The organism is Plantibacter sp. H53 (genome assembly GCF_001650455.1).
In the GTDB taxonomy this organism is placed as follows: Bacteria; Actinomycetota; Actinomycetes; order Actinomycetales; family Microbacteriaceae; genus Plantibacter; species Plantibacter flavus_A.
In genome coordinates this window covers 1-26,492 of the sequence record NZ_LWCT01000049.1, presented here as the reverse complement: position 1 = coordinate 26,492, position 26,492 = coordinate 1, and the positions used below count along the sequence as shown (strand labels likewise).

At 69.8% G+C, this 26,492-nt stretch carries 20 protein-coding genes; 10 read left to right on the top strand and 10 right to left on the bottom strand.

All coding sequences use genetic code 11. From position 1 onward, the window contains the following. Positions 1 to 19: 19 nt before the first annotated feature. Positions 20 to 1,342 carry a GNAT family N-acetyltransferase gene (locus tag A4X17_RS16595; protein WP_064296768.1) on the top strand — a complete coding sequence of 441 codons (1,323 nt, stop codon included), beginning with the start codon at positions 20 to 22 and terminating at the stop codon, positions 1,340 to 1,342. Positions 1,343 to 1,391: 49 nt separating this feature from the next. Here A4X17_RS16595 and A4X17_RS16590 read toward each other — a convergent pair whose 3' ends face one another. Both A4X17_RS16590 and A4X17_RS16585 read right to left on the bottom strand, forming a co-directional pair. Beyond that, positions 1,392 to 1,769: a bleomycin resistance protein gene (locus A4X17_RS16590; protein ID WP_064296767.1), complete on the bottom strand. Its 378-nt coding sequence runs from the start codon at positions 1,767 to 1,769 to the stop codon at positions 1,392 to 1,394. A 38-nt stretch (positions 1,770 to 1,807) separates the two neighbouring features. Then, positions 1,808 to 2,647, bottom strand: a complete 840-nt coding sequence (locus A4X17_RS16585; RefSeq protein WP_064296766.1) for a dienelactone hydrolase family protein — start codon at positions 2,645 to 2,647, stop codon at positions 1,808 to 1,810. 166 nt (positions 2,648 to 2,813) lie between these two features. Between A4X17_RS16585 and A4X17_RS16580 the strand changes: the two genes are divergently transcribed. Together A4X17_RS16580 and A4X17_RS16575 are read left to right on the top strand one after the other, a co-directional pair. Continuing rightward, positions 2,814 to 5,906: a lamin tail domain-containing protein gene (locus A4X17_RS16580; protein ID WP_064296765.1), complete on the top strand. Its 3,093-nt coding sequence runs from the start codon at positions 2,814 to 2,816 to the stop codon at positions 5,904 to 5,906. Between the two features lie 407 nt (positions 5,907 to 6,313). Continuing rightward, positions 6,314 to 7,120 (top strand): MerR family transcriptional regulator, encoded by an 807-nt coding sequence (locus A4X17_RS16575; RefSeq protein ID WP_064296764.1) that lies wholly within the window; start codon positions 6,314 to 6,316, stop codon positions 7,118 to 7,120. Positions 7,121 to 7,132: 12 nt separating this feature from the next. Here the strand turns inward: A4X17_RS16575 and A4X17_RS16570 are convergent, their stop codons facing one another. The 7 genes from A4X17_RS16570 to A4X17_RS16540 form a co-directional block, all read right to left on the bottom strand. Beyond that, entirely contained in the window at positions 7,133 to 8,017 is an 885-nt protein-coding gene (locus A4X17_RS16570) for a DUF2268 domain-containing protein (RefSeq protein WP_064296763.1), read from the bottom strand. Between the two features lie 256 nt (positions 8,018 to 8,273). Then, entirely contained in the window at positions 8,274 to 9,239 is a 966-nt protein-coding gene (locus tag A4X17_RS16565) for an N-acetylglucosamine kinase (RefSeq protein ID WP_064296762.1), read from the bottom strand. Positions 9,240 to 9,241: 2 nt separating this feature from the next. Next, positions 9,242 to 10,414: an SIS domain-containing protein gene (locus A4X17_RS16560; protein WP_064296761.1), complete on the bottom strand. Its 1,173-nt coding sequence runs from the start codon at positions 10,412 to 10,414 to the stop codon at positions 9,242 to 9,244. 117 nt (positions 10,415 to 10,531) lie between these two features. Further along, positions 10,532 to 11,428 carry a carbohydrate ABC transporter permease gene (locus A4X17_RS16555; RefSeq protein ID WP_064296760.1) on the bottom strand — a complete coding sequence of 299 codons (897 nt, stop codon included), beginning with the start codon at positions 11,426 to 11,428 and terminating at the stop codon, positions 10,532 to 10,534. Further along, positions 11,428 to 12,387, bottom strand: a complete 960-nt coding sequence (locus A4X17_RS16550; protein WP_064296759.1) for a carbohydrate ABC transporter permease — start codon at positions 12,385 to 12,387, stop codon at positions 11,428 to 11,430. The genes A4X17_RS16555 and A4X17_RS16550 overlap by 1 nt, the downstream gene beginning before the upstream one ends. After that, positions 12,387 to 13,742, bottom strand: coding sequence for an ABC transporter substrate-binding protein (locus A4X17_RS16545; protein WP_082916241.1), 1,356 nt, complete (start codon positions 13,740 to 13,742; stop codon positions 12,387 to 12,389). The genes A4X17_RS16550 and A4X17_RS16545 overlap by 1 nt, the downstream gene beginning before the upstream one ends. 62 nt (positions 13,743 to 13,804) lie before the next feature. Beyond that, positions 13,805 to 15,121 carry an alpha-glucosidase/alpha-galactosidase gene (locus A4X17_RS16540; RefSeq protein ID WP_064296758.1) on the bottom strand — a complete coding sequence of 439 codons (1,317 nt, stop codon included), beginning with the start codon at positions 15,119 to 15,121 and terminating at the stop codon, positions 13,805 to 13,807. Positions 15,122 to 15,279: 158 nt separating this feature from the next. On the opposite strand from A4X17_RS16540, the gene A4X17_RS16535 reads away from it, so the two are divergent. From A4X17_RS16535 to A4X17_RS16515, 5 genes are all read left to right on the top strand, one after another. Further along, a complete protein-coding gene (locus A4X17_RS16535; RefSeq protein ID WP_064296757.1) occupies positions 15,280 to 16,095 on the top strand; it encodes a DeoR/GlpR family DNA-binding transcription regulator in 816 nt (271 codons plus the stop codon). A gap of 211 nt (positions 16,096 to 16,306) precedes the next feature. Further along, a complete protein-coding gene (locus A4X17_RS16530; RefSeq protein ID WP_064296756.1) occupies positions 16,307 to 16,654 on the top strand; it encodes a GntR family transcriptional regulator in 348 nt (115 codons plus the stop codon). A 79-nt stretch (positions 16,655 to 16,733) separates the two neighbouring features. Then, on the top strand, positions 16,734 to 17,726 hold the full coding sequence (locus A4X17_RS16525; RefSeq protein WP_064296755.1) for a hypothetical protein: 993 nt from the start codon (positions 16,734 to 16,736) through the stop codon (positions 17,724 to 17,726). Positions 17,727 to 17,784: 58 nt separating this feature from the next. Then, a complete protein-coding gene (locus A4X17_RS16520; protein WP_064296895.1) occupies positions 17,785 to 18,834 on the top strand; it encodes an aldo/keto reductase in 1,050 nt (349 codons plus the stop codon). A 215-nt stretch (positions 18,835 to 19,049) separates the two neighbouring features. Beyond that, positions 19,050 to 20,138, top strand: a complete 1,089-nt coding sequence (locus tag A4X17_RS16515; protein WP_231884424.1) for a LacI family DNA-binding transcriptional regulator — start codon at positions 19,050 to 19,052, stop codon at positions 20,136 to 20,138. A 15-nt stretch (positions 20,139 to 20,153) separates the two neighbouring features. Here the strand turns inward: A4X17_RS16515 and A4X17_RS16510 are convergent, their stop codons facing one another. Further along, complete coding sequence (locus A4X17_RS16510) at positions 20,154 to 22,007, bottom strand: glycoside hydrolase family 35 protein (protein WP_082916240.1); 1,854 nt, start codon at positions 22,005 to 22,007, stop codon at positions 20,154 to 20,156. A 197-nt stretch (positions 22,008 to 22,204) separates the two neighbouring features. Between A4X17_RS16510 and A4X17_RS16505 the strand changes: the two genes are divergently transcribed. Together A4X17_RS16505 and A4X17_RS16500 are read left to right on the top strand one after the other, a co-directional pair. Beyond that, the gene (locus A4X17_RS16505; protein WP_064296754.1) at positions 22,205 to 23,293 is read left to right on the top strand and encodes a hypothetical protein; all 1,089 of its coding nucleotides are present in this window, start codon (positions 22,205 to 22,207) and stop codon (positions 23,291 to 23,293) included. Further along, entirely contained in the window at positions 23,293 to 26,451 is a 3,159-nt protein-coding gene (locus A4X17_RS16500) for a discoidin domain-containing protein (RefSeq protein WP_064296753.1), read from the top strand. Before A4X17_RS16505 ends, A4X17_RS16500 begins: the two co-directional genes overlap by 1 nt. The last annotated feature ends 41 nt before the right edge of the window (positions 26,452 to 26,492 follow it).

Here is a 26,492-nt window from a genome sequence, read left to right as displayed (position 1 = left end):
GGGTCGTTAGGGTGGACTCGTGGCCAACAGCAAAGATTTCGACGCCCGTTACGAGCTCCGTGAGTTCCCGTTCGCGAACGGGGCCGACGGCGAACCGACGCCCGAGAGCCTCGCGGCGCTCGACGCCATCGGGTTCGGCTTCCACGAGCCCACCCCGAAGCCGGAGGCGCGCAAGCGCAAGGTGAACGACCTCATCGCCGACGAAGCGGTGCTGCTCGGCGCCTACGTCCGCAAGCCGCAGCCCGGTTCGGTCGACGAGACCTGGCCCGCCGGCACCTTCTCCTGGTTCCCGAAGGCGCTCAGCTGGGGCGACGGCACCAGCATCGACACGCAGGCGATCTCCGACGTCACGGTCCGCCCGACCGAACGCCGCCGCGGCATCCTGCGCCGCATGATGACGCAGGCTCTGGAGCGCGGCGTCGCCGACGGCTATGCGATCGCGGCCCTCACCGCCAGCGAGGGCACGATCTACCGTCGCTTCGGGTTCGGCTCCGCGATCCGTGAGCGCAACGTCGTCGTGAAGCGCGCGAAGGCGCTGCCGTTCCTCGCGCCGACGAGCGGCATCGTGTCGGTCGTCACGCCCGAGTACCTGGTCGACGGCGTCGCGCGTCAGGTGTTCGACCGCTTCGACGAGCGCTCGATCGGGTCCATGGTCCGCAACACCGGATCCTGGCCGTTGGTCCTCGGCACGCTGGGTCGCGACGGTGAACCGGCGAAGGACACCCGCGCCGCCGTGCACCGTCCCGCTGACGGCGAGGAGGTCGACGGCTATGTCACGTGGCGCATGGTCGAGCAGCCCGGCGGTCAGACCGGCATCGAGATCATCGACCTCGTCTACGCGACCGACGCGGCCTACCTCTCCCTGTGGGAGTTCCTGCTCTCCATCGACCTCAACGACGTCGTGAAGTACAACCGTGCCAGGCTCGACGACCCGATCGTCTCGGCCCTCGGCGACAACCGCGCGTACGACATCGAGCACGAAGAGGACCACGTGTGGCTGCGCGTCCTCGACCTCCCGGCCGTCTTCGCCTCGCGTCCGTTCGCGGTCGACGGCACGTTGACGATCGCCGTCACCGACGCGCTCGGCTACGCGGCGGGCACCTTCCGCCTCGAGGTGACCGGTGGCCGCGGCACGGCTACGAAGCTGAGCGACGAGACCGACGCTGCCGGCGCCGACCTCGCGCTCGACGTGGCCGACCTCGGTTCGCTCCTGCTCGGCGCGGTCTCCCCGGTGTCGCTCGCCGCAGCCGGGGTGCTGCAGGCGGCCGACCCAGCAGCGCCGCTCCTGCTGCGATCGATGCTCCAGACGCCGCGCGCGCCGCACGGAATCACCTTCTTCTAGGCCTTTCCGAACAGCGAACGGCAATCGGCGGACGTCGTGCCGTCGCCGATCAGCCGCGCTGCTCGATGAGGGTGAGTTGCGTGCCGTCGGGGTCGATGAGGAATCCGGCGCGGAGTCCCCAATCCTGCATCCGGACCGGGTGCAGGCGAGGCGCCCCGACGGTCGCCTCGACGACTCCCGATCGTTGGATGGCGTCGTAGAGCTCGTCGACGTCGGCCACGCGCAGGCAGCACATGAAGCTGCTCGACGCCGGGTCGAGGTCGGGTGCCGGGAAGAACTCGAGCTGCAGACCACCGCGGACGAGGATCAGCCAGCCCTCGTCTCGGAACGTGCGCTCGAACCCGAGCGCCGAGTAGAACGTCTCCGTCGCGTCGAAGCTGCGGGACGGCAGGTTCGGTGTCGCGCGGTCGTGTCGGGTCGAGGTCATGGAGTCGATGATCGCAGCGTGTCGGACGGCTGGGAAGGTCAGGCCGACGTGGTCGGTGTCGCGAGTCGTTCGTGGAGGAAGGCGACCACGCGCTTGCGGGCTTCGAACGCCGGGTGGCCGTCGCGCTCGCGGACCTCGCCGGTGAGGACCGAGTGGGCGGTCTTCGCGAAGCCGGCGGTGTTGCCGGGGGAGGAGTCGAGTTCGATGACCTCGAACGCGTCGCCGAGCTTGGCCGCGATGGTGGCGAAGCGCTCTCGTGGGACGGCTCGATCCTCGCTGAAGCGGAGGCCGAGTGCGCAGACCGAGCCCTGAGCCGCACGGGCTGCGACGGCGTCGAACTCGGCGGCGGACATCCCAGGGTCGACGCGGCGGGCGCGGCTCACGGGGAACGGCGTGGACGGTTGGCTCATGACGGAGGAGGCGAGGACGTGCTCGTCGACGGCCGCCGCGAGCGCGAAACCGCCGGTGAAGCACATGCCGATGACGCCGACGCCAGGACCAGGCGTGCGGGCCGCAAGGTCGGCGGCCAGTGCCCGGACGTGGTCGGCGACGGGCCGGTGGGCGCCGGTCGCGAACGCCTTGAACTCGGCGGAGACGCAGACCTTGCTGACGCTGGCAAGCGTGTAGCCGATGGTCCCTTCGTGGCCAGGGGTTCCGAACGGCGATGGGATCGCGACGGTGAAGCCCTCCGCGACGAGATGCTCTGCGAGCCCCAGGACCTCGGGCGTGAGTCCGGGCAGCTCGGGGATGAGGACGACACCCGGCCCGGACCCCTTCTCGAAGCGGTCGTGCGTGACGCCGCCGCCGGTGAACGGGGTCCGCACCCAGCCGGTGAGGTCTGCGCGTGGAGCGGTGTCGGTGGTCGCGTCGTCGGTCATGGGGTGAGCGTAGTCCTGGTCGCTGCGTCAGATCTGCTGGATCGTGGCACGTCCCGCCTGGGAAGCCACCTGTCGTTCACCTGCCGGTCACCGCAGCTCCTCCACCCGGCCACCCCGCGCCGATGGGATGGGACACGATCCCCGTCCCTTCGTGCCCTGGAGACCCATGCCCCGCCTCAACCGCGTGTTGACGATGACCGCCGCGTGCGCCATCGGTGCGACCGCCCTCATCGCGACGCCAGCCGCCGCCATCGCCGCCCCAGCGCCGGGGCTCCAGATCAACGAGATCGAGTCCTCCGACGGCGTCCCCGGTGACTGGATCGAGTTCACCAACACCGCGACGACCGCCGTCACGCTCGATGGTTGGGTCGTGAAGGACAACAAGGACGACAAGCCCTACGCCTTCCCGGCCGGCACGGTCGTCGAGCCCGGCGCGTTCCTCGTCATCGACGACACGCAGTTCGGCTTCGGTCTCGGCAAGGACGACTCGGTCCGGCTGTTCGATCCGACCGCCGCGATCGCCGACGAATACTCGTGGACCGCACACGCGCCGGTCACCTACGGCGTCACCGCCGACCGCGCCGGCTGGGCCGAGACCACCGAGTCGACGAAGGGCGCCGCGAACGTCTTCACCGCACCCGAGGTCCCGGAGACCGACGGTGCGATCCGCATCAACGAGATCGACTCCCAGCCGTCCGACTGGGTCGAGTTCTTCAACCCCGGCACGACGGCCCTCGACATCTCGCGTTACGAGATCCGCGACAACTCCGACGATCACCGCTGGCAGTTCCTGCCCGGCACGTCGATCGCCCCCGGCGAGTTCCTCGTGGTCGATGAGGCGACGATCGGCCTGGTCGGCGGCACCGAGACGCAGGGCGCGTTCCGTGACCCGATCGGCATCGGGAGCGCCGACGAGATCCGCCTGTTCGACGCGACCGGCACCCTCATCGACCGCTCGGGAACGTGGAGCGGCCACGCGGCCATCGACGGTGACTTCATCGCCGCGACGCTCGCCCGCTGCCCCGACGGTGAAGGCCCGTTCGTGCTCGCACGCATCACCAAGGGTGCCGCGAACGACTGCGTCCTCCCGAACGTCGCGATCAACGAGGTCGAATCGAACAACGACGCGACCGACTGGGTCGAGATCGTCAACCTCGAGGCGACCGCGCTGGACATCTCCGGCTGGACGCTCATGGACAACGACCCGGTGGGCCACGCCGCCGACACGACCCCGCTGCCCGCGGGCACGATCCTCGAGCCCGGCGCGTACTTCGTCTTCGACCAGAACGTGAACTTCGCGTTCGGGCTCGGCAACGGCGACACCACCACCGTGCGGAATGCCGCCGGCGCGACGGTCGCCGAGTACAGCTACGCGGCTCACGCGGACGGCGTCTTCGCGCGCTGCCCGGACGGCACGGGGGAGTTCGTCGACACGGCCGTCTCCACCAAGGGCCTGCGCAACGCCTGCGGTAACCCGGTGCGCATCAACGAGGTCGAGTCCGACGGCGGATCGCCCGACGACTGGATCGAGCTCGTCAACCCGACGACCGCGGCGCTCGACGTCTCCGGCATCGTCGTGAAGGACGACGACGACACCCACGCCTACGCCATCCCCACCGGCACGAGCATCGCGGCCGGCGGCTACCTCGTCATCGAGCGCGCAGCCCTCGGCTTCGGTCTCGGCGGCGGCGACACGGTTCGCCTGTTCGAGGGCGACGCACTGCTCGACGCGACCACCTGGGGCGAGGGCCACCCGGCGAACACCTGGGGACGCTGCCCCGACGCGACCGGCGCCTTCGCTGCGACGGCCGAGGCCACCAAGGGCACGGCCAACGTCTGCGCCGGTGAGATCCCGGTCGGTCCGTGGCCCGGTTCGCCCGACGTGACGGTGCTCGACACCACGCCGATGTTCCTCGAGGACAGCTCAGGACTCGACACCCAGGTCACGGCCGACGGCGCGTTCCTCTGGGCTGTCGACAACGGCACCGGCTCGTTCTGGAAGCTCGCGATCGCCGCCGACGGTTCGGTCTCGTTCGTCGACGGTTGGGAGAGCGGCAAGCGCGCCTGCTTCCAGAAGGACGCGTCGAACCCCGCCGCTGCCGGCCCCGACACCGAGGGCATCACCGTCGACGGCGCAGGTTCCGTCTACGTCGGTGTCGAGCGCGACAACAGTGTGAAGGGCACGACCCTCAACGCCGTGCTCAAGGTCGACCCGAACGCGCCAGGACCCGACGTCGTCGCCTCCCAGGAGTGGGACCTCACGGCCCTGCTGCCGACGGTCGGTGCGAACCTCGGTGTCGAGGCCGTCGAGTGGGTGGCCGACGGCGACCTCGCCGGCAAGCTCTTCGACGACAACACGAAGGCGACGTACGACCCGGCCGACTACGCGGGCCACGGTGACGGACTGTTCTTCGTCGGCGTCGAGGACACCGGCGACGTCTACGCGTTCGCACTGAACGCCGACGGCTCGGCCACGCTGATCTCGACGATCGACCCGGGCCTCCCGGCGGTCATGGCGCTCGACTACGACACGACCCTCGGCGTGCTGTGGGCCGTGTGCGACGACGGCTGCGCGGGCACCGGTGCTCAGATCACGCTGAACGGGACCGAGCAGCCCGGGATCGCTCAGGTCGAGCGTCCGGCGGGCCTGCCCAACCTCAACAACGAGGGCTTCGCGACCGCGCCGGCCTCCCTGTCGGTCGACGGTGAGCGTCCCGTGTACTGGTTCGCCGACGGCTACGCTTCCGAGGCCCTGCGTCTCGGGTCGCTGCCCGGAACGACCACGCCGCCCGTGACGCCGCCGACCGGTGGGATCACGCCGCTTCCCGGGACGAGCCTCACCGAGGCCAACCGTGGTGCCATCACGCTGGCGGACACGGTGCGGCGGGGCGAGACCGTGACGGTCGGCCTCGAGGACCGCTTCGCCGCGACGGCCGTCGAGGTGTGGCTGTACTCGACGCCGGCGCGGGTCGCCACCGGCACGACGAACGCCGCCGGTGACCTGCTGGCGACGATCCCCGCCGACGCGACGCTGGGCGACCACCGGGTCGCGGTCTACGCGGCGGACGGCTCGCTCATCGGTTGGACCGAGGTGCGGATCGTCGCGGCCGACGGGACGACCGTCGACGGTGCGGCGTCGGGTGGGGCGCTCGCGACGACCGGGACGGAGCTGCCGTTCGGCACGATCGGCGCTGGGGTCCTGCTGGTCCTCCTCGGTGGTGTCCTCGTCGCGATGCGTGCGCGTCGCCGGGCGGCCTGATCGTCTGAACGTTCGACGGCCCCGGGAGCACACAGCTCCCGGGGCCGTTCGCGTCACCCGTCGGGCCTGGTGCCAGAGCGGTGCTGTGACGTGAGCGCGGGTCTGGCGCGTGGGCGCGGGTCTCCGGAGGGGCGCGTTCGCGTGTGTGGGGTGCGCTCAAGCCGGGAGATGCACACTCGCGCCGAGGGGGCACACTCACGCCGGCGCACCGCGCTGGCGAGTTCGGTACCGGTGTCAGCGCGGTGCGCTGGGGCCGAGCGCGGGTCTGGCGCGTGGGCGCGGGTCTCCGGAGGGGCGCGCTCGCGGGTGTGGGGCGCGCTCGGGCCGGGTCGGGTGCATTCGCGTCAGCGCACCGCGCTGGCAGAGGGCAGAGGACGCAGGTCGGACCCGGGTGCGATGCTGGGGGGATGGACGAGCACGGGAGGGCCGAGGGTGGTGTGACCGTCGGTCGGGCGGCGGCCGAGATCGGCGTCAGCGTGCGGACGCTGCACCACTGGGACGAGATCGGCGTCGCGCAGCCGTCCGGAAGGAACCAGAGCGGCTACCGCTCGTACCTGCCCGTCGACATCGCCCGCCTCCGCCGCGTCGTGCTCCTCCGTGACCTCGGTGTCCCGCTCGCTCGCATCCCCACCCTCCTCAGCGCTCCGGCCGCCGAACGACGGGCGGAGCTCACACAGCGTCGGCGCGAACTCGGCGACACCATCGAACGACTCGAAGCCGTCGCCCGGTCCGTCGACCGCCTGCTCGAAGCCGACGAGGTCGGCGTGCTCGTCCCCGAGGATGAGCGCCAGGCGGTGTTCGGCGACGACTGGAACCCCACGATGGCTGAAACCGCCCGCGCCCGCTGGGGCGACTCCGCGCAGTGGGCCGAGTACGCCGAGCGGTCCGCGACCCGCACGTCGGACGACTGGCGTGCGCTGGTCGGACCCATGCGCGACCTGGTCGACGAACTCGCCGAGGCCAAGCGCGCCGGTGTCGTCGCCGGGAGCGAGACGGCGAACACCCTCGCCGAACGGCATCGCGCCGCCCTCAGCGAGTACTTCCACTGCACGCCGTCCATGCACGTGATCATCGGTCGTCTCGCGCTCACCGAGCCCGGCATGGCCGACACCTACGACCGGATCGAACCCGGCCTCGCCGCGTGGCTCTCACGGGTCATCGACGCGAACGCACGCGGCCACGGCGTGGACCCGGAGACCGCCGTCTGGGAGTGAGCGCGAGCCGCCTCAGCCCAGCTCGCGGAGTGCCACCTCGATGATCGTCGCGCTCGGGACGTGCAGCGCTTCGGCCGCGGTCGACCCGGTCGCCGCAAGATACGCGTCCACGAGACGGTTGCCCGCTGCATACCCGGCACCCATCGGCAGACCGACCGGCTCGCCCCCGTATCGCAACGCGGCCTCGTCACCGTGCACCCACGAGACGAAGTGCTGCATCCCTCTGACGTCGAGACCCTCGACGACCCGGTCGAACACCGCGTCGTCGTCGAGGTGCGCGACACCGATCGGCGTGTAGCCGGACGGTCCGTACATCTGCCGGGCGAACGCGTCCGCGAGCCCCTCCGACACCATCTGCTCACCGACCACGACGGTCGCCGGATCCCACACCACCCCGCCCGGCGCGTACCGCAGGTTGTGGTTGAGCTCGTGGACGGCGGCCGCCTCGAGGCGGGCGAGGTTCTCCTCCGTCGGCCAGAGGATGAGGGAGATGAACCCGGTCGCGCTGCCGTTGCCGATGAATCCGCGGATCGACTCCATGAAGTAGGTGTCGTCCGGGTCGCCGAGGACGAGCAGGACGACGATGTCGGGGACCACGAGGGTCGGCACCGCCGCGAGCTGGGTGGCGACCGCCGCGTCGAGCGCCCGTGAGATCCGTCCCCACGCGTCCGCCGCGACGAGCCGGCCGAGGGCGTCGACGACCCGATCCCGGCTCCGATCGATCGGGAATCCCGAGCCCATCGAGTGCATGGCGAGCAGGTCGACCTCGCCGGGGAAGTACCGGTACATGTCGGCGACGGGCTCGAGCATGGCGCGGAGTCGCGCGGGTCGTTCGTCCTCCGGTGCGTCGAGAACGGAACGCATGCCGGTGGCGGTATCGAGGATCGTGATCGTCATGGTGACGACGCTAAAGCCTCACGCCGCGTGAGGGTCAAGCTTCCAAGTAGCCCATCCTCGCGCCAGCGCGGTGCGCTGACGCGAGTGTGGCGTGCCCGGTGTGGCCGCGCACAACCGGCGTGACCGCTGCACAACCGGCGTGACCGCGCCCCGCGCGCGTGAGCGCGCCCCTCCGGAGACCCGCGCTCGCGCGTCAGGCCCGCGGTCGCGTCAGCGCACCGCGCTGGCCCAAGGCGACGGCGGGTGGAGGAGCGGGCTACCGGGAGCGCAACACCTCGAGCGCCTGGGGCGAGAGCGGTGACCCGGCGCGCTTCGCGGCGTACAGCGCGGCGCCGATCGCCGGACCGAACAGCGGGGTCCGGAGTTCGTACCGGGCGGGCAGCGCCGCGATGGCCTGCTCGAAACCCGACCGCACCGGCTCGGCCGAGAACACCCCGCCCGAGTACGACACCGGAACGACCTCGTCGCCGCTGAAACCGAGCTCCACGCGCGTCGCCTCGACGATCTCCGCCAGCTCCCCGCTCGCGTCGGTCAGGATGCGCACGGCGACCTCGTCACCCTGGTCCGCGGCCGCGACGACCGTCTTCGCGAGGTCCGCGATGCGGCCCCGCTGACCCTTCCACCGGTTCATGACGACGTCGATCACGTCGAGGTCGCTCGTGATCCCGACCCGCGCCCGCACCAGCTCGGCGAGCGGACCGCGTGGCAGACGGCCGTCGCTCATCCGCGTGAAGGCGTTCAGCCCGCGGGCGGCGATCCAGTACGCCGACCCCTCATCGCCGAACAGCTCGCTCCAGCCGCCGACCCGGTGCCCCCGGCCACGGCGCTCGCCGTACGTCATCGAGCCCGTGCCGCTGATGACGTTGATGCCGTCGACGGCGCCGAGCGATCCGGCCCAGCCGCACACCATGTCGTTGTCGCAGGAGAACCGGTCGTGACCGAGCACGTCGCGCGGCAGCGCATCGAGGTGGGCGATGTCGGAACTCACCTCGCCGTACCCGGGAAGGCCGAAGAAGGCCTGATCGATGTCGGCGGTCGTGACATCCGCCTGCCGGCACACCTCCGAGACACCCTCGGTGAGGATGCGACCGACCAGCTCGATCCCCTCGTCGAAGTAGTAGCAGCTGGCCGTCCTCGCTTCCGCGAGCACCCGTCCGGCATCGTCGAGCAGCACGAAGGCCGTCTTCGACCCGCCACCGTCGACGCCGAGGTACCGCGCCACGACTACTGCTCCTGCAGCCGAGCGGCGACACTCCGAGCGTCGTCGACGCCGTCGAACTCGTGGATCCGGACCCCTTGCACGACGCGGTTCACCGTGCCGCTCGGGAACGGGTTGTCCGGGGTCGCACCGAGCTGCAGCGAGTAGGACAGACCGAGCAGCTGCGCGACGAGCACGTAGCCGATCGCGAGCTGCGCGTCATCGAGGCCGGCGAGCTCGGGCAGCACCCAGTCGTACACCGTCGCGTCGGCGACGGGCTCGGAGGAGATCGCGATCACGCGCTCCGGCGAGAGCGTCGCGCGCAGTTCGGCGACGATGTCGAGGTCGTACCGCCGCGTGTACGGATCGGAAGACAGGTAGACGACGACGAGCGTGCTGTCGTCGACGACCGCCTTCGGTCCGTGACGGAACCCGAGCGCCGAGTCGTAGTAGGTGACGATCCGTCCGGCGGTCAGCTCGAGCAGCTTGAGCGCCGACTCCCGGGCCAGACCGGTGAGTGGGCCGCTGCCGATGTAGACGACGCGTTCGCAGCCCTCGTTGGCGAGCGCGCGGATGTCCACCTCGCGGTGGTCGAGGATCGTCGTCGCGCCGGCCGCGAGCGCCTGCACCGCGGCGTCGTCCGCGCCGCCGAGGATGAGGAGCACCGAGAGCAGCATCGAGCTGAAGCTCGACGTCATCGCGAAGCCCTCGTCGTTCGACCGCAGGGGCATGAGGACGGTGAGCGACGAGGCGCGGTCGTGGTGGCGTCGGTACAGCTCGCCGGTCTCGTCGCACGTGATCACCAGGTGGTGCACCTCGGCGAGTTGCTGGTCGGCGAGTTCCGTCGCGGCCACGCTCTCGGGGCTGTTGCCGGAGCGCGCGAACGACACGAGGAGCAGCGGGACGTCCTCGGCGAACGACTCCTGCGGGTTGGAGACGATGTCGGTGGTCGCGACGGCGTCGATCCGGCGACGGAGCGTCCGGGTCAGGGCGGGTGCCGCGATCTCGCCGATGAAGGCAGAGGTCCCCGCCCCGGTCAGGACGATCCGCAGCTCGGGTCGGGCGAGGAGCGGTGCGAGGAACGCGTCGATCTCCTCGCGTCGGGCTGCGATCCCCGTCGACGCCTCGAGCCAGACGTCGGGCTGCTGGGTGATCTCGCGGACGGTGGCTTCCGAACCGACGATGGTGGTGATGGACACGGTTGCTCCTGGGGTGGGTCGAGGTGATGAGAGGAAGTTGCGAGGTATCGGAGTTGGTTCAGCGTGTGACGCGCTCTCGCGGCGATGGAGGCGATCCTGCCACGCCGGGATCGGTGCCTACCCCTTGAGGCCTGAGAAGGTCATGGTCGCCACGAACTGCTTCTGAGCGAAGAGGAAGAACACGATCAGCGGGAGCGTGGCGACGACGTTGCCGGCCATGAGGAGCGCCCAGTCGGTGCGGCGCGCGCCCTGGAAGTTCGTGATGCCGAGCTGCAGCGTGAAGGCCTGGTCGTTGTTGATCGCGATGAGCGGCCAGACGAGGTCGTTCCACGAACCCAGCAGGGTGAAGATCGCGAGCGTCGCCAGCGCGGGCTTCGCGAGCGGCAGGATCACCCGGAAGAACACCTGCAGGCGGGTGCAGCCGTCGATGAGCGCGGCCTCCTCGAGCTCCGCCGGCTGCGACAGGAAGAACTGCCGCATGAGGAAGATGCCGAACGCCGACGCCAGCCACGGCACGATCGCCGCCCCGAGGCTGTCGATGAGCCCGATCCGGGAGAACAGGATGTAGGTCGGGATCATGAGCAGCTGCGTCGGGATCATGATCGTCGCGACGATCATGAGGAAGCCCATCGTCTTGCCGCGGAACTTCAGGCGCGCGAACCCGTAGCCGGCGAGCGAGCAGAGCACGAGGTGGGACAGGACCGCGACCGTCGACACGATGACCGTGTTGCCCAGCCAGAGCAGGATGTTCGACTCGGAGAAGAGCTTCGCGAACCCGTCGAAGGTGATGTGCGAGGGGAGGATGCGGGGCGGATAGGTGTTGATCTCCGACTCCGGCGTCACCGAGGTGATGAACATCTGCACGAACGGGATCGCGAAGATGATCGCGATCGGCGCGAGCACGAGGTGCCAGGGGCTGAAGCGCCGACGGGTGCGTCGTTCAGCGGGCGTGGCGGTCACGGACGGCTTGCCGGTGGCGGCGTCGCCGCGCGGTGGGGTGGTCAGGACGGTCATCAGAATGCCTCCACGTTGGAGCGGCGGGAGTACAGGACGACACCGATCGTGGCGATGAGCGTCACCACGAAGAGCCCGTAGGCGACCGCGGAACCGTACCCGAACTGCAACTGCTTGAACGCCGCGTCCCAGAGGTAGAACACGATCGTCTGGGTGGCGCCGAGCGGGCCGCCTCTCGTGGTGGTGTACACGAGGTCGAACAGCTGGATCGCCTGGATGAACTGCCAGATGGCGACGAACACGGTGACCGGCCCGAGCTGCGGGAAGGTGATGCGCCAGAACGACTGCCAGGCGTTCGCGCCGTCGATCCGCGCCGCCTCGAGCAGCTCGGAGGGGATGTCCTGCAGGGCCGCCAGGTAGATGACGGTCGTGAACGCCGCCTGCCCCCAGAGCGACATGATCGTGATGACGACCATCGCCTGCCCCTGGTCCTCGAGCCAGCCCTGCGCCGGGAGTCCGAGGAACCGGAACACGGTGTTGAGGAGCCCGAACTGCGGGTTGAAGAGGTAGGTCGTGAGGATGCCGGTCGCGGCCGCGGAGGCGACGAAGGGGACGAAGATCGCCGTGCGGTAGACGCCGATGAAGCGGATCCGGCGGTTGAGGGCCACGGCGAGGAAGAGTCCGAGTCCGAGCGACGCCGGGACGAACAGGAGCGTGTAGACGACCGTGTGGACGACGGCCGCCTGCAGCTCGTCGTTGCCGATCATGCTGGCGTAGTTCTCCAGTCCGACCTGCTCCGGCTCGCTGAACCCGTCCCACTTCTGGAGTGACAGGAAGAACGCCCAGATCGCGGGGAAGATCGACAGGCCCAGCACGATGAGCATCGCCGGGGCGACGAAGCCCCACCCGGTGAGGTTGTCGCGAAGTCGGTTCTTGCCTCGCCGAGACGGAGCCGGGAGACGTTCGGGTCGCTCCGGCTCCGTCCTGGGGGTCGTGTCGCGTCCTGTGACCGTGGACATCAGTCCTCCGCCAGGGCGTCGTCGGCGGCCTTCGCGGCATCCTCGAGTGCTTGCTTCGGGTCGCCCTGGCCCTGCAGCACCGAGGAGATCGCCTTGCCGATGGCCTCCGACAGGCCGACGTAGCCGGGCACGGTCGGGCGGGCCTGCTTCGCGTTCACGCCGTTCTCGGCCATCACATCGAGGCCGGGCAGCTGAGCCACCTGCGCCTGGAACTCGGGGGTGTCGATCTCGCTCGACCGCAGCGGGAGGTTGCCGTAGGCGACGTTCCACTTGAGGTCCTGCTCCGAGTCGGTGAGCCACTTCGTGAACTCGTACGCCCAGTACTCGCGGTTCTTGTCCTTGTGGTCGAACAGTGCCCAGACGTCGGGCCCGGAGACGGTCTGGTGGTCGCCGTCGGTGCCGGGGAGGACGGTGACGCCGTACTTGGTGCCCTTCGTCTGCAGCGTCGACAGCTGCCACGGACCGGAGGTGATCATGCCGATGCGGTCGCTGGCGAACAGGTCGCCGAACTTCGTGTCGGTCTGGTCGAGGTAGACGCTCTTGTCGTCGACCGCCATGTCGCGGAGGAAGGTCAGTGCGTCGACGCCCGCATCCGAGGCGAACTCGGCCGTCTTGGCGTCGTCGGAGATGATCGACCCACCGTTCTGCCACAGGTGCGGCCAGAACTGCCAGGTCGTCTCCTCGCTGCCCGACACCGAGTACGCGTAGCCGTAGGTGTTCGTCGACGGGTCGGTGAGCTGCTTCGACGCCTCGCGGAAGTCGTCCCAGGTCCAGTCGGCCGTGGGGTAGTCGACGCCGGCCGCGTCGAACACGGTCGTGTTGTACAGGAGCGAGATGTTGTCGACCACGGCGGGGAAGCCGATCGTCTTCTCGCCGGTCGGCTGCACCGTCTTCCGGGCCGCCTCGGAGAACTCGTCCCACTTCACGTCGGGCTCCGCCACCTGGTCGGTGATGTCGAGGGTGCGGCCGGACGCCTCGAGTCGGCTCGCCCAGGAACCGAAGGCGTACGAGACGTCGGGGTAGTTGCCGCCCGCGAAGCTCGCGGAGAGCTTCTGCAGGAGGTCCTCCGTGGACGGCGCGCCCGAGGACACGTCGATGGTCACGTTGGGGTGCAGCTTCTCGAAGTCGTCGACGAGACCGGTGAGGATCTGCTGGGCCGCGTCGGCCTGCCCGGTCCAGAAGGTGAGCTTCACCTTCGCATCCTTGTCGAGCGTCGTGGCACCGGAGGACCCGCCGGCGCACCCGGAGAGCGCGAGCGCTCCGACGGCGAGGACGGCGGTCGCGGTGATGAGGCGACGTGCGCGGCGGGCGTGCGGGGAGTTGGAAGCGTGGATCGTGGAACGGGGTGGGAACATCGGTGGTCGTCTCCTGTGTCGATCGTTCGGGAACGGTGCGGGGCTGCGGTGCTTCGGGTCGGTCAGATGCGGTCGGCGGGGATGATCTCCCGCAGCGGCTCCGGCAGCAGCTCGCCGTGCGCGGCGACGAGGTCGTTGCACAGCTCCCAGATCTGCTCGGGCGTGAGGGTGGACGAGGCGTTCGGGTCCATGAGGACCGCCTGCCGGATGAGGGTCGGGTCACCGGTGCGAGCGGCCTCGATCGTGAGCTCGGCGACGGAGACGTACGGGCGGTTGAGCGCGGCGCACTGCACGGGCAGGGCACCCATGGGCTGCGGGGCGATGCCGTTCGCATCGACCTGGACGGGGACCTCGACGACGGCGCCCTGCGGCAGGTTGTCGATGAGGCCGCGGTTGACGACGTTGCCGTGGATGAGTCGCGGGGTGTCGGTCACCAGCGAGTGGATGAGCTGCGGGGCGTACTCGCTCGCCTCGTCCTCGAGCGTCAACGGGGTCCCGGCCGAGAGAGCGGCCTTCGTCGCCTCGAACTCCGCGACGTTCTCCTCGCTGATGCCGAGGTACTCGAGCGGCTGGAGGCGGAAGCGCTCGACCTGCTCGGGGGAGCGGAGGAACCACGACAGGTACTCGGACGAGTGCTCGCTCGTCTCGGTGGGGTAGTAGCCGATGCGGCGGAACATCTCGACGCGCACGCGGCGGCTGAGCTCCGGGTCCTCGCGGATGCGGTCGCGCAGGGCCGGGTAGAGGTCGCGGCCCTCGTGGGTCCACTCGAGCAACCACGACTGGTGGTTGACGCCGGCGGCGCGGTAGCTCGTGCCCTCGATCGGCACGCCGACGAGCTCGCAGAGGTCGTTCACCGTCCAGAACACGCTGTGACAGAGGCCGATCGCGCTGATGTCGGGGGCGACGACCGACGCCCACCAGATGTTCATCGCCATCGGGTTGGTGTAGTTCAGGAGGTGGGCGTCGGGGCAGATCTCCCGCATGTCGGCGGTCAGGGCCGAGAGCAGCGGGAAGGTGCGGAGAGCGCGGAAGACGCCGCCGACGCCGGTGGTGTCGCCGATGGTCTGCAGGAGGCCGCGCGCTGCCGGGATCTCGAGGTCGGAGACGGTCGCGCGGATGCCGCCGACCTGCACCATGTTGATCACGAAGTCCGCGCCGGCGAGGGCGCGACGACGGTCGGACTCCGCCGAGATCGTCGATCGGCCATCGAGGCGTTCGTCGACGTGGCGAGCGGTGCCCTCGGCCACCGCGAGGCGTTCGGGGTCGATGTCGTGCAGGACGATCTCGAGGCCGGCGAGGTCGCGGTAGCGAAGGAGGTCGGCGATGAGTTGGCGGGTGAAGACGACGCTGCCCGCCCCGATGAAAGTCACTCGTGTCATGGAGTGATCATCGACTACAGTGATCGAACCGAGCAAGAACTTGATCGAAAATCGACTCAAATGCTCACTTTCGCTGAGCATCTGGTGCGGGATACGGCGGGTGCGGCGGTCGAGCTCTGGCGAGTCGGTCGATGAAGCACCCGAGGACGGAGGCAGTGATGCGAGCACCCACAGCGGCGGAACTGTCTCGACACGCGCCGTCGGGCAAGCGCAGCCAGCGGATGCGCGACATCCTCGCACTGCTCGCCGTCGACGACGTCGTGGTCTCGATCGACGAGCTCACCGAGCGGCTCAAGGTCTCGGCGCCGACGATCCGGCGCGACCTGGCCGACCTCGACGACCTCGGACTCGTCCTCCGCACCCACGGTGGCGCTCGGGCGATCGAGGCACGCGACGAGGTGCCGGTCCGGTTCCGTGACACGCAGTTCCGTGAGGCGAAGCGGCGGATCGCGGTGCGGGTGGCGGAGATGATCCCCGCGGGGCCATACGCCATCGCCCTGAGCGGTGGCACGACGACCGCGGCGGTCGCGAAGGAGCTGTCGAACCGGTCGGAGCTGACGATCGTGACGAACTCGCTCACGACGGCGACCGAGATCGCCTCCCGGCCGAACCTGCAGGTGATCATGACCGGCGGGCTGGTGCGGTCGACGTCGTTCGAGGCGGTGGGGGCGCTCGCCGAGAACACCTTCAGTGCGATCAACGTAGGTACCGCGATCCTCGGGACCGACGGCATCAGTGCGCAGGGTGGTGCGACGACGCACGACGAGCGTGAGGCTCGGACGAACCTGGCGATGGTGCGGCACGCGCAGCGGGTCATCGTGGTCGCCGACGGCTCGAAGGTCGGGAGGGTCACACTCGCGCGCATGGCCGAGTTGGGGCAGATCCACGACCTCGTGACCGACTCCTCCGCCGACCCCGACGAGCTCGAGCGCCTCGCGGCCGCGGACATCGCGGTCCACGTCGTCGCCCTCTGACCCGTCCCTCCCTCCGCTGTGGCTTGTGCCAGCGCGGTGCGCTGACGTGAGCGCGGGTCTGCCGCGTGAGCGCGGGTCTCCGGAGGGGCGCGCTCACGGTTGTGGGGTGCGCCCGCGCCGAGTGGCGCACACTCGCGTCAGCGCACCGCGCCGACCTCAACCCCACAGATGTCGCGGGCGCAGGCAGCATTGTTCTAGTACCATTGCAAACATGTTGTTCCGCGTCGATCCCACCTCCGCGGTCTCGCTCGCCGAGCAGATCGCGGTGCAGGTGCGCTCCGGTATCGCGACGGGAGCGCTCGCGCCGGGGGAGCGCCTCCCGCCTGCTCGCGACCTCGCCCGAGCACTGCAGATCAACATGCACACGGTCCTCCGCGCCTACGGAGAGCTTCGCGACGACGGACTCATCGGGATGCGACAGGGCCGCGGCGCGTGGGTGAACGAGGACGCAGCCCCGGGCCTCGTCCGGGTCAACGAACTCGTCGCCCAACTCGTCACCGAGGCGCGCAAGTTCGGGATCACCCCGAACGACCTCAGCCGGATGATCGAACGCACCTGACGATCACCGACGTCACCGCACGACCACGTCGATCGGCGACACCGACGATCAGACCACCTCAGCAGCTCAGGGGGAGCACATGCACGACACCACCACACCGCCACCGGCGGCACCAGCGCGCGGACGAATCGTCCTGGCCGGCCTCGCCATGGCCGTCCCGGCGATCGCGATCGCACTCACGCGGCTCGTCTGGGGCGATGCGATCCCGGCCGACGTCGCCTCGCACTGGTCGGGCACCGGCGCACCGGACGACGCCATGCCCGCCGCGCGCGTCTTCCTCGTGACGCTGATCATCGCGTCCGTCGCTGCTGTCACAGCCGTCATCCTGCTCGCCCTCCCGCGGCCCGGCATGCGGACCAAGCGGATGATCATCCTCTTCATCGGTATCGCCGCCGGGTCGGCCGCCTCCGTCTGGGTCATCCCGACGTGGCTCACCATCCAAGCGGGATCGGTCGACGGTGCCGTCCTCGGGTGGTGGATCGTCCCCCTCGCCGTGTGCTCACTCTGGGGTGTGATCCCCGCCGTGATCCTGCCGTCTCAGCCGCTGCTCGCAGGCGCAGGCGCCCGGCCGGCGCCGATGGATCTCGGCGAGACCGAGGTCGGTGCCTGGAGTCGGAGCGTCACGGCCCTGCTGTTCCTCTGGCTCACCCTCGCACTCGTCGCGATCGGCGCCGTCGCCTACACACCGATCCTGCTGCGCGGCGAGTCGGGCGTCGCGATGTTCGGTCTGTCGATCCTCGCCGTCGCGACCCTCCTCTGTGCTTCGTTCATCCGCCTCCGGATCAGCGTCGACTGGCGCGGCCTCCGCGTCGTCTCGCTCTTCGGCATCCCCATGAAGCGCATCCCCCTCGACCAGGTCGACGTCGTCGAGGCCACCGACATCCGCCCGATGGACTGGGGCGGCTGGGGCTACCGGATCATGCCCGGTCGCTCGGCCGTCGTGCTGCGCTCCGGGCCCGGACTCGTCGTCACGAGCACCTCCGGCAAGCAGTTCGCGATCACGATCGACGACCCTGAGGAACCTGCCGCACTCCTGCAGGCGCTCGTCGCCCGAGCCGGATCACGCGCCTGACGTTGCACCGCGTGACGAAGCGGACGTCGAACCTGTCGTGAAGCCGTACGGTGAATCCATGAGCGAAGCGCCCCTGGCCACGGAGCCGACCACGACCGCACTGCCCTCGACCACGATCGGCACGGGCGACACCGCCGCGGAGGTCGGCGCCATCGGGTACGGTGCGATGTCCATCGCCGGTACCTACGGGGCGATCGCCGACGCCGAGGTCACCACCATCCTCGACGCCACCCTGGCGAGCGGCGTGAACCTCATCGACACCGCGAACGTCTACGGCGAGGGCCGGAGCGAGGAGCTCCTCGGCCGGTACCTGACCGGGCGCCGTGACGACGTCTTCCTGGCGTCCAAGGTCGGCATCGTCACCGGCGGCGGCATCGGCAAGCGAGGGATCCGCGGCGACCGTGCTCACCTCCACGAGCAGATCGACGGGACGCTCACCCGCCTCGGCACGGACCACCTCGACCTCTACTACCAGCACCGCGTCGACCCGAACGTACCGATCGAGGAGACGGTGGGGGCGCTCGCCGAACTCGTCGCCGCCGGCAAGGTCCTCCGCATCGGTCTGTCCGAAGCGACGGGCGACGAACTCCGCCGCGCGCACGCCGTGCACCCGATCGCCGCGATCCAGTCGGAATGGAGCATCGTCAGCCGCGACATCGAGACCTACGTGGTCCCGACGGCGGCGGAACTCGGCGTCACGGTCGTCGCGTTCTCACCGCTGTCGCGCGGACTCTTCACCGAGGACTTCACAGCCGAGACGGTGCCGCTCGGTGGAACGCGAGCGAACTTCCCGCGCTTCCAGCCCGAGCACCTCGCGGCGAACCTCGAACTCGCGGCACGCTTCCGGAGCCTCGCCCGCCGCATCGGGACGACCGCGGAGGCGCTCGCGCTCGCCTGGGTGCACGACCGCGGGCAGCAGCTCGGCGCACGGGTCGTCTCGATCCCCGGCACCCGGAGCGTCGCGCACCTGCACGCGAACCTCGAGGCGTTCCAGGTGGAGCTGACGGACGAGATCCGGTCCGAGATCGACACCTACGCCGACCAGGTGAGCGGTCCACGGGCCGCCGACCCGAACTGGGTGTCGGGCGGCCGCGAGGGGCTCATCTGACGCCGTCGTGTGGACCGGCTCCGCTGCGTCAGCGCGGTGCGCTGACGTGAGCGCGGGTCTATGACGCCAGCGCGGGTCTCCGGAGGGGCGCGCTCACGGCTGTGGGGCGCGGCCACGCCGATTCGAGTGCGCTCGCGACAGCGCGCCGCGCCGGCCGCGGCGCACACCGGCGTGGAGGTTCAGGTGTTATCCGTGCCATTGACTAACATGTGGGAATGACGTCACCCGGGGGACCGACCGCGCTCGACGCGCCCACACCGACGGCGAACGGCGGGGGCCGATCGCGTCGCGAGAAGCGGACGCGGATGCCCACGATGGCCGATGTCGCCGCGATAGCCGGCGTCTCCCCGCAGACCGTCTCCCGCGTGCTCCGCGGCCTCGACAACGTGACCGAGGTCACCCGCCTCCAGGTCGAGGCGGCCGTCCAGCAGACGGGCTACCGGCGCACCGGGCTCGCCCGCGCGCTCGTCACCGGCCGCAGTCGCACCATCGGGGTCCTCACCCACGAGACCGACTACTACGCCCGCTCCTCCATGATGCTCGGCATCCAGCGGGCGACGCACCAGCACGACTACTTCGTGAGCGCCGCCGGCACGACATCGCTGTCCGCCGCGTCCATCACCGACGCCATCGACCGGCTCCGCAACCAGGGTGTCGACGGCCTCGTCATCGCCGTCCCGATCTGGGACGAGGTCTCCCTGCTCCGGGTCACGGCCGACCTGCCGACCGTGGTGATCGACGGCCTCGAGTCCTTCGCCGACGAGATCGTGCGGGTGGACCAGGAGGCCGCTGGCCGCATGGCGACGGAGCACCTGCTCGACCTCGGACACGAGACCGTCTGGCACCTGAGCGGGCCGACGGCCTGGAAGGACGCGGGAGGCCGGACGACCGGCTGGCAGGCGGCGTTGCGCGACCGTGGCATCGACGAACCGCCCGTGCTCTACGGGGACTGGAGCCCGGAGTCCGGCTACCGCAACGGTCTGCTGCTCGGGCGCATGCCCGACGTGACGGCGATCTTCGTCTCGAGTGACGAGATGGCGTTCGGCGTCCTTCGGGCCCTGGACGAACTCGGTCGGAGCGTACCCGGCGACGTCTCGGTGATCGGCATGGACGACATCGCGCTGGCGCGATACGCCTCACCGCCGCTGACGACCATCCGGCAACCGTTCAGCGAGATGGGTCGTGTGGCGGTCGAGCACCTGCTCACGCTCATCGAGGAGCCGGCCGCGGAGCGGGAGACGGTGGTCATGCTGCCCGAGCTGATCGTGCGCGAGAGCACCGCGGCACCGACGACACGCGCATAGCCCGCACGGCGCAGCTCAGAACTCCTCGACGTACTCCTCGGTCGGTCCGAGTTCCGGACGATCGACGAACTTGACGGTCGATCCGGCCTCGTGGAGCTCGAGGACGACGATACGGTTCGTGCCCGCCCGCAGGAGGGGCCCCGGCACGTAGAGCGTCTGCTGCGGGCCGATGTTCCAGTAGCGGCCGAGGAGCGCCCCGTTGACCCAGACGAAGCCCTTCGTGGAGCCGGGCAGTCGGAGGTGCGTGTCGAGCGGCTCGTCGACGACGAAGGTCGCGCTCGACAGGCCGCCCCCACCGCTCGCGGCGGTCGTCGGGTCGATGGTCCGGTCGACGACCGCTCGGAGATGGAGCGGGTCCAGCTGGTCGAGGGCCACCGGTCGCGCCCGCCAGCCGTGCACGAGCCGGCGTTCGACGAGGACGGGCCCCAGCAGGCCCTTTTCGGCGCCCAACTGCGGACCGTAGTTCACGCGGCCGAGGTTCTCGACGACCACGGTCAGCTTCGACACCAGGCCGGAACCGGTCACGGTGACCGTGCCCGAGCCGGTGATCGTGGCCTGGAACGCCCCGTCGAGGAAAACGAGGGCGCGGTCTGCGACGCCGTCGAACACGAGGTCGACCGGTCGATCGGGAAGCAGAGCATCCGCCTCGTAGAGGACGAGACCGCCGTCGACGCCGAGGTCCTCGAACGACGGCGGCGCGGACGACCGCGGGCTCACGGGGTCGCCGAGCTCAGCGAGTGCGTCCAGGAGCCCGACGCCGCGCTGGAGGGGCACGCTGCCCTCCGGCAAGAACCGCACCTCGGGGGATCGCAGCGGTTCGTCTGCGACGCCGAGGACCTCCCGCAGGGCGAAGAACTTGTCCGTGAACCGGCCGTCCTCGGCGATCGGCGCGTCGGAGTCGTAGCTCGTGATGGTCGGACGCAGTTCGCCCTCGACGATGTTGGCTCCGGACCAGAGCCCGAAGTTCGTGCCGCCGTGCGCCATGTAGATGCTGATGCTCCCGCCGTCGGCCAGGATGTCGCGGGCCACCGTTGCGGCGTTCCGCGCGTCCCGCACGTGGTGCGGCTGCCCCCAGTGGTCGAACCACCCGTTCCAGAACTCGGCGACGAAGAACGGCTCGTCCGGGCGCCGACTCCGCAGGAGGGCGCGCGCCTCGTCCGGCTTCGAGCCGAGGGTCGCCGCCATCATGATCCCGGGGATGGAACCGCCGTCGATCATCACGTCGGTGGGCCCGTCCGCGGTGTACAGCAGTTCCTGCACGCCGAGGCGACGCAGCAGCGCGGCGAGCCACCCGGGGTGCTCTGCGTCGTCGCCGTAGCTGCCGTACTCGTTCTCGACCTGCACGGCGACGACCGGGCCGCCGTGGACCGCCTGGTACGGCGTGAGCCGGGGGATGAGCTCCTCGAACCACGTCTCGACCGGCCGCTGGTATCCGGGGTCCGAGCTGCGGAGCGCGATGTCGCGGGCGGTGAGCCAAGCGGGCAGGCCGCCGTTCGACCACTCCGCACAGATGTACGGGCCCGGTCGCAGCAGGACGTCGAGCCCCAGATCGGCGGCCGTCTCCATGAACCGGCCGACGTCACGCCAACCGGAGAAGCTCGGTGCCGCGTCCGCGCGTGGCTGGTGGAAGTTCCACGGGATGTAGGTGTCGATCGAGTTGAGCCCGAGGTCGACGAAGCGCAGCATCCGATCGCGCCACTGCTCCGGCACGACGCGGAAGTAGTGCAGCGATCCGGACCGCACGGAGTGCGGTGCCCCATCGCGGAGGAGCCGGCCGTCCCGCCAGTGCAGTGCTGCCGGAGCCCGCCGCACGGTGTCGTCGATCACGAACGGAACGGCTGGACCGACGGTGTCGGCGAACTTCGTCATGGTGCGGTCGTCTCCTCGGATCGGCGTACGGACTTCCACTATGGGCCATGCATGTTATGGATGCCAAGCCTCTACTTCGCTCAATTCAGCCGATTTGTAACGCTTTCGAGTCATCGATTGTTATCCGTAGCATTTTCTGCCAGCATGACTGCCAAGCACCGCCGACCCCGCTCCACTCCCACGGAAAGGCCGCACCGATGACCAGCACCGACGCTCCCGCCCACGGCCTCCGTGGTGCGATCTCACGTGGTCGGCACCGCTCGCGGCTGCTGCTCGCCGCGGGAGCCCTGGTGCTCACGGGAACGGTCGTCGTCGGTGTCGCCGTCAGCGGCGCGGGTGCGGCACCCGCCGAGCTGGGGACCATCGACGGAGCCTCGGTCACCCGCGACGAGCTGCTCTTCCACATGGAGCGCGTCCGACCCGCCATCGAGAACGAGGTCCTCGTCGAGACCGGATCCGGTTCCGTCGACTGGGATGCACCGCTCGGCGACGCGACCGCCATCGATCGACTCCGGACGGCGGCCCTCGACGAGCTCGCGGCCGACCGCGTGGTGCTCGACCTCGGGCACGAGCGCGGACTCGTCCCGTTCTCGGACTTCGCCGGATTCGAACAGGCCCTCGCCGACACCAACACCGCCCGCGCGGCCCAGCTCGACGAAGGCGAGGTCGTCTACGGACTCACCTCCTTCCGCGCACAGGAGTTCTACGGCCGGACGATCGCCGATCTCCGCACCAGGCTCGTCTCTGCACTGAGCTCGGGCTCGGATCCGGTCATCGACGTCTCCGACGAGGAGGTCTGGGACGCCTTCGACGCGCACGCCGAGGACTGGACACTCAACGCCTCCACCTACCAGCTCACCCGGATCGCGGTGCCGCTCGCCTCGACCACCGCCGAGCAGTTCGCGGCACGACTCGCCGCGGAGGGCGTCGACGCCGTCTCAGGCACCGACCCGGACACCACCGTCTCCGCGTCCACCCTCGACGGCGCGACCGGTCTCCTCGACGGCGGCTCCCGCACACCCGACCCGCGCCTCGTCGCCGAGGTCGCGACCCTGCTTGCCGGTGCGCTCAGCTCGCCCGTGGTGGAGCTGGGTGAGCACGTCGTCTACCGCGTGGACGCCGTCACCGTCGACCAGGACGCCGCCTTCACCGCCTACGCCGACCGGATCCGAGCCCAGCTCGAGAGCACCGCCCTCGACGCGCTCATCGCCGAACGCGTCGCGGCCCAAGTACGCCAGATGAACAGCAACGCCCTGCACCAACTCACGATGGAGGACACGCACTGATGAACACCGCCACCCCCGCGGCGATCCCGGGACCCCGACGCAGACGTCGGAACCGGACAGCCCAGCACCCCGCCCTCCGAGGACTCGCCGTCCTCGGGCTCTCTGCCCTCTTCGCCACGGCCTTCGCTCCGGCGGCGTCCGCGGCACCGACCACCGCGGAGACCGCCGTCCAGGCGGCGGCCGCGCCGACAGGCTGGGCCGGTGACACCCCGAACACGACGGGTGGCACGGACTACTTCGTCGACGCCACCGCCGGGGACGACACGGCCACCGGCACGTCGGCGGCCACCGCCTGGAAGAGCTTCACCCCGGTCAACGCGAAGACCTTCGCGCCGGGCGACCGCGTGCTGCTGAAGGCCGGCGAGACCTGGTCGAACACCTCCCTGTGGCCGAAGGGTTCGGGCACCGAGACCGCGCCCATCGTGATCGACGCGTACGGTGACGCCGGTGCGCGCCGTCCCTACATCGCGACGAACGGACAGGTCCCCAGCCCCTTCACGAGTCCCGGTGTCAAGAACCCCGAGACCGTCGGACTGACCGGCGCGGTGATCCTCCGCAACCAGCAGTACGTCCACATCGCGAACCTCGAGGTGTCGAACGACGACGACTTCGCCACCGACATCACCACGGGCAGCTACGTCCGCGACGGCATCTCCGTCTCGATCAACGCCGACAAGCTCGAGGCCGGCACCGACTCGATCATGCGCGGGATCTCGATATCGAACGTCTTCGCCCACGACATCGACGGCCCGAGCTCCTGGCAGAAGATCCACTACGCCGGGGTCAACTTCCAGGTGTTCGGTTCGCAGCAGTACACGGCGTACCCGACGGGTGGCCACCACTTCGAGGACATCAGCATCCAGGACAACACCTTCGAGAAGGTCGAGCTGCACGCGGTGCAGTTCGCGTTCAACTGGTTCGGCGACCAGCAGGGCCAGACGGACGCCTCCGGCAAGTACCACGAGGGTTGGGAACAGCTCTGGGTCCGCGACCGCGACCTCTACAGCCGCGACGTGACGATCAGTCACAACTACGCCGAGAGCACCGGCCAGGGTCCGTTCCAGTTCGCGAACACCCAGCGCCTGACCGCCGAGTACAACGAGGCCAACGGATGGCTCGAGCGCTACAACCAGGTCTCCGCAGGCCTCTACCTGTGGGCCGGCGCCGACAGCGTGATGCGCTTCAACGAGATCTACGGCGGCCCCGCCAACGAGTACGACGCGACCCCGTGGGACCTCGAGTTCACCAACTTCAACGTCGTCTACGAGCACAACTACTCGCACGACAACCAGGGCGGCTGGATGTCCTACATGGGCAACAGCTCCAACTCGATCGCCCGCTACAACCTCAGCGTCAACGACAACGGTGTGATCTTCAAGAACATGCTGTCGTCGAACTACTCGCCCACGTACATCCTCAACAACGTCTTCGTCTACGACGGCGCGGAGCTCGAGAGCTTCCACGACGAGGTGCTGAAGGACCGCGTCTACTTCGCGAACAACATCTTCTACAACACCTCGACGACCACCTCCACGAACTGGGCACGGAAGGCCGGCGGCCTCGACAAGGGCGTGTTCTCGAACAACGCCTACTTCGAGGCGAGCGGGGCGCAGTCGGCCAACCAGCCGGTGGACAAGCGTGCCGTCGTCGGCGACCCGCAGTTCGTCGGGAACCCGGCCGACTACGCCAAGGACGCCGGCGTCGACGCCATCCGCGACTCCGCGTCCCTGTTCAAGCTGCAGGAGACCTCGCCGCTGATCGATGCCGGCCGGTACAACGAGCGCATCGGCTCGGACGACTTCTTCGGCGCCGAGCTCTACTACGGTGACGGCGTCGACATCGGGCTGTACGAGGCCGCGGTCGGGACGAAGGTCGAGAACCCGGTCGACACCGACCCGATCGAGAACGAGGGCGTGGACACGCGCGTCGACCTCGCCAAGGGCAAGCCGATCGTCGCCAGCAGCACGCACCCGCACAACGACTTCGAGTTCAACGCGGGCAAGCTCGTCGACGGCGACCCGGCGACGCGCTGGGCCGGTGCCGACGACGCCACCTATCCGCTGACGATCGACATCGACTTCGGTGCCGACACGACCTTCGACGAGGTCGACCTCTCGGAGTTCACCGACTCGGGCACCGATCCTCGCGTCAACGCCTTCTCCCTGCAGCGATGGGACGCGGCGGCCGGGGCCTGGGTGACGTTCTCCTCCCAGACCGGGATCGGCGCGAGCAAGGTCGTGAAGGACTTCGAATCCGTCACCAGCTCCAAGCTCCGGGTGTCGCTCGAGAGTCTCCTGCCAGGCCAGATCTACGCGCCGACCCTGACCACCATCAGCGTCTTCAACAGTGCGGTAGCCGCAACCGACCCCACGGTGACCCCGACGGCAGCGGTCATGGACAAGAACGCCGCGATGGCCGAGGACCCCGACAACCTGCCCACGTTCACGGTCGACCTCGACGGTGACACGCTCACCGGTCTCCGGTACGTCCAGCCCTCCGGCGCCATCGTCGGCAGCCTCGACAGTGCCGACTACGTCCGCACCGACACCGCGGAGGGCGCGACGATCACCCTCACGAACGCGTTCGCCGCCGACAAGGAGCTCGGTACCTCCGGGGTCGTCTTCGAGTTCGGCTCGAACGCGACCAAGCGGGTCACGGTCGAGATCGTCGACACGACCGAACTCGCGGCGTCGATCGGCACGGCGAAGGCCCTCCTCGCCCCGACGGCGGCCGCGGCTCAGTCGGCGCGCGCCGCTGCTCCGGCGGCGGACGGTGCCGAGACGTTGACCGCGGCGGTCGCCTCGGCCGAGGCGGTCCTGGCCCTCGTCAACCGCGAGACCGTCGCGACCGGCAACACCGCCGTGACGAACGCCGACGTGCAAGCTGCGGTCGTCGCGCTGAACGCCGCGATCGAGGCCTTCGAGCCCGGTGGCGGCACCCCGGTCACGCCGGGTGGACCGGGTACGCCCGGCACGCCCAGCGCAGGAAGCCCCGGTACCGGTGGATCTGGCGCCACCGGTACCGGTTCCAACGGCGGCTCGCTTGCGAGCACCGGAGTCGACGGCCTCGTGCCGGCAGGTGCGGGGATCCTCCTCCTGCTGGCCGGAGCAGCAGCACTCACCCTGCGGGCCCGTCGCGCATCGGCCATGAACCGATGACCCACCGCAGCACCCTCGCCCATCCCCGCACCACAACACCC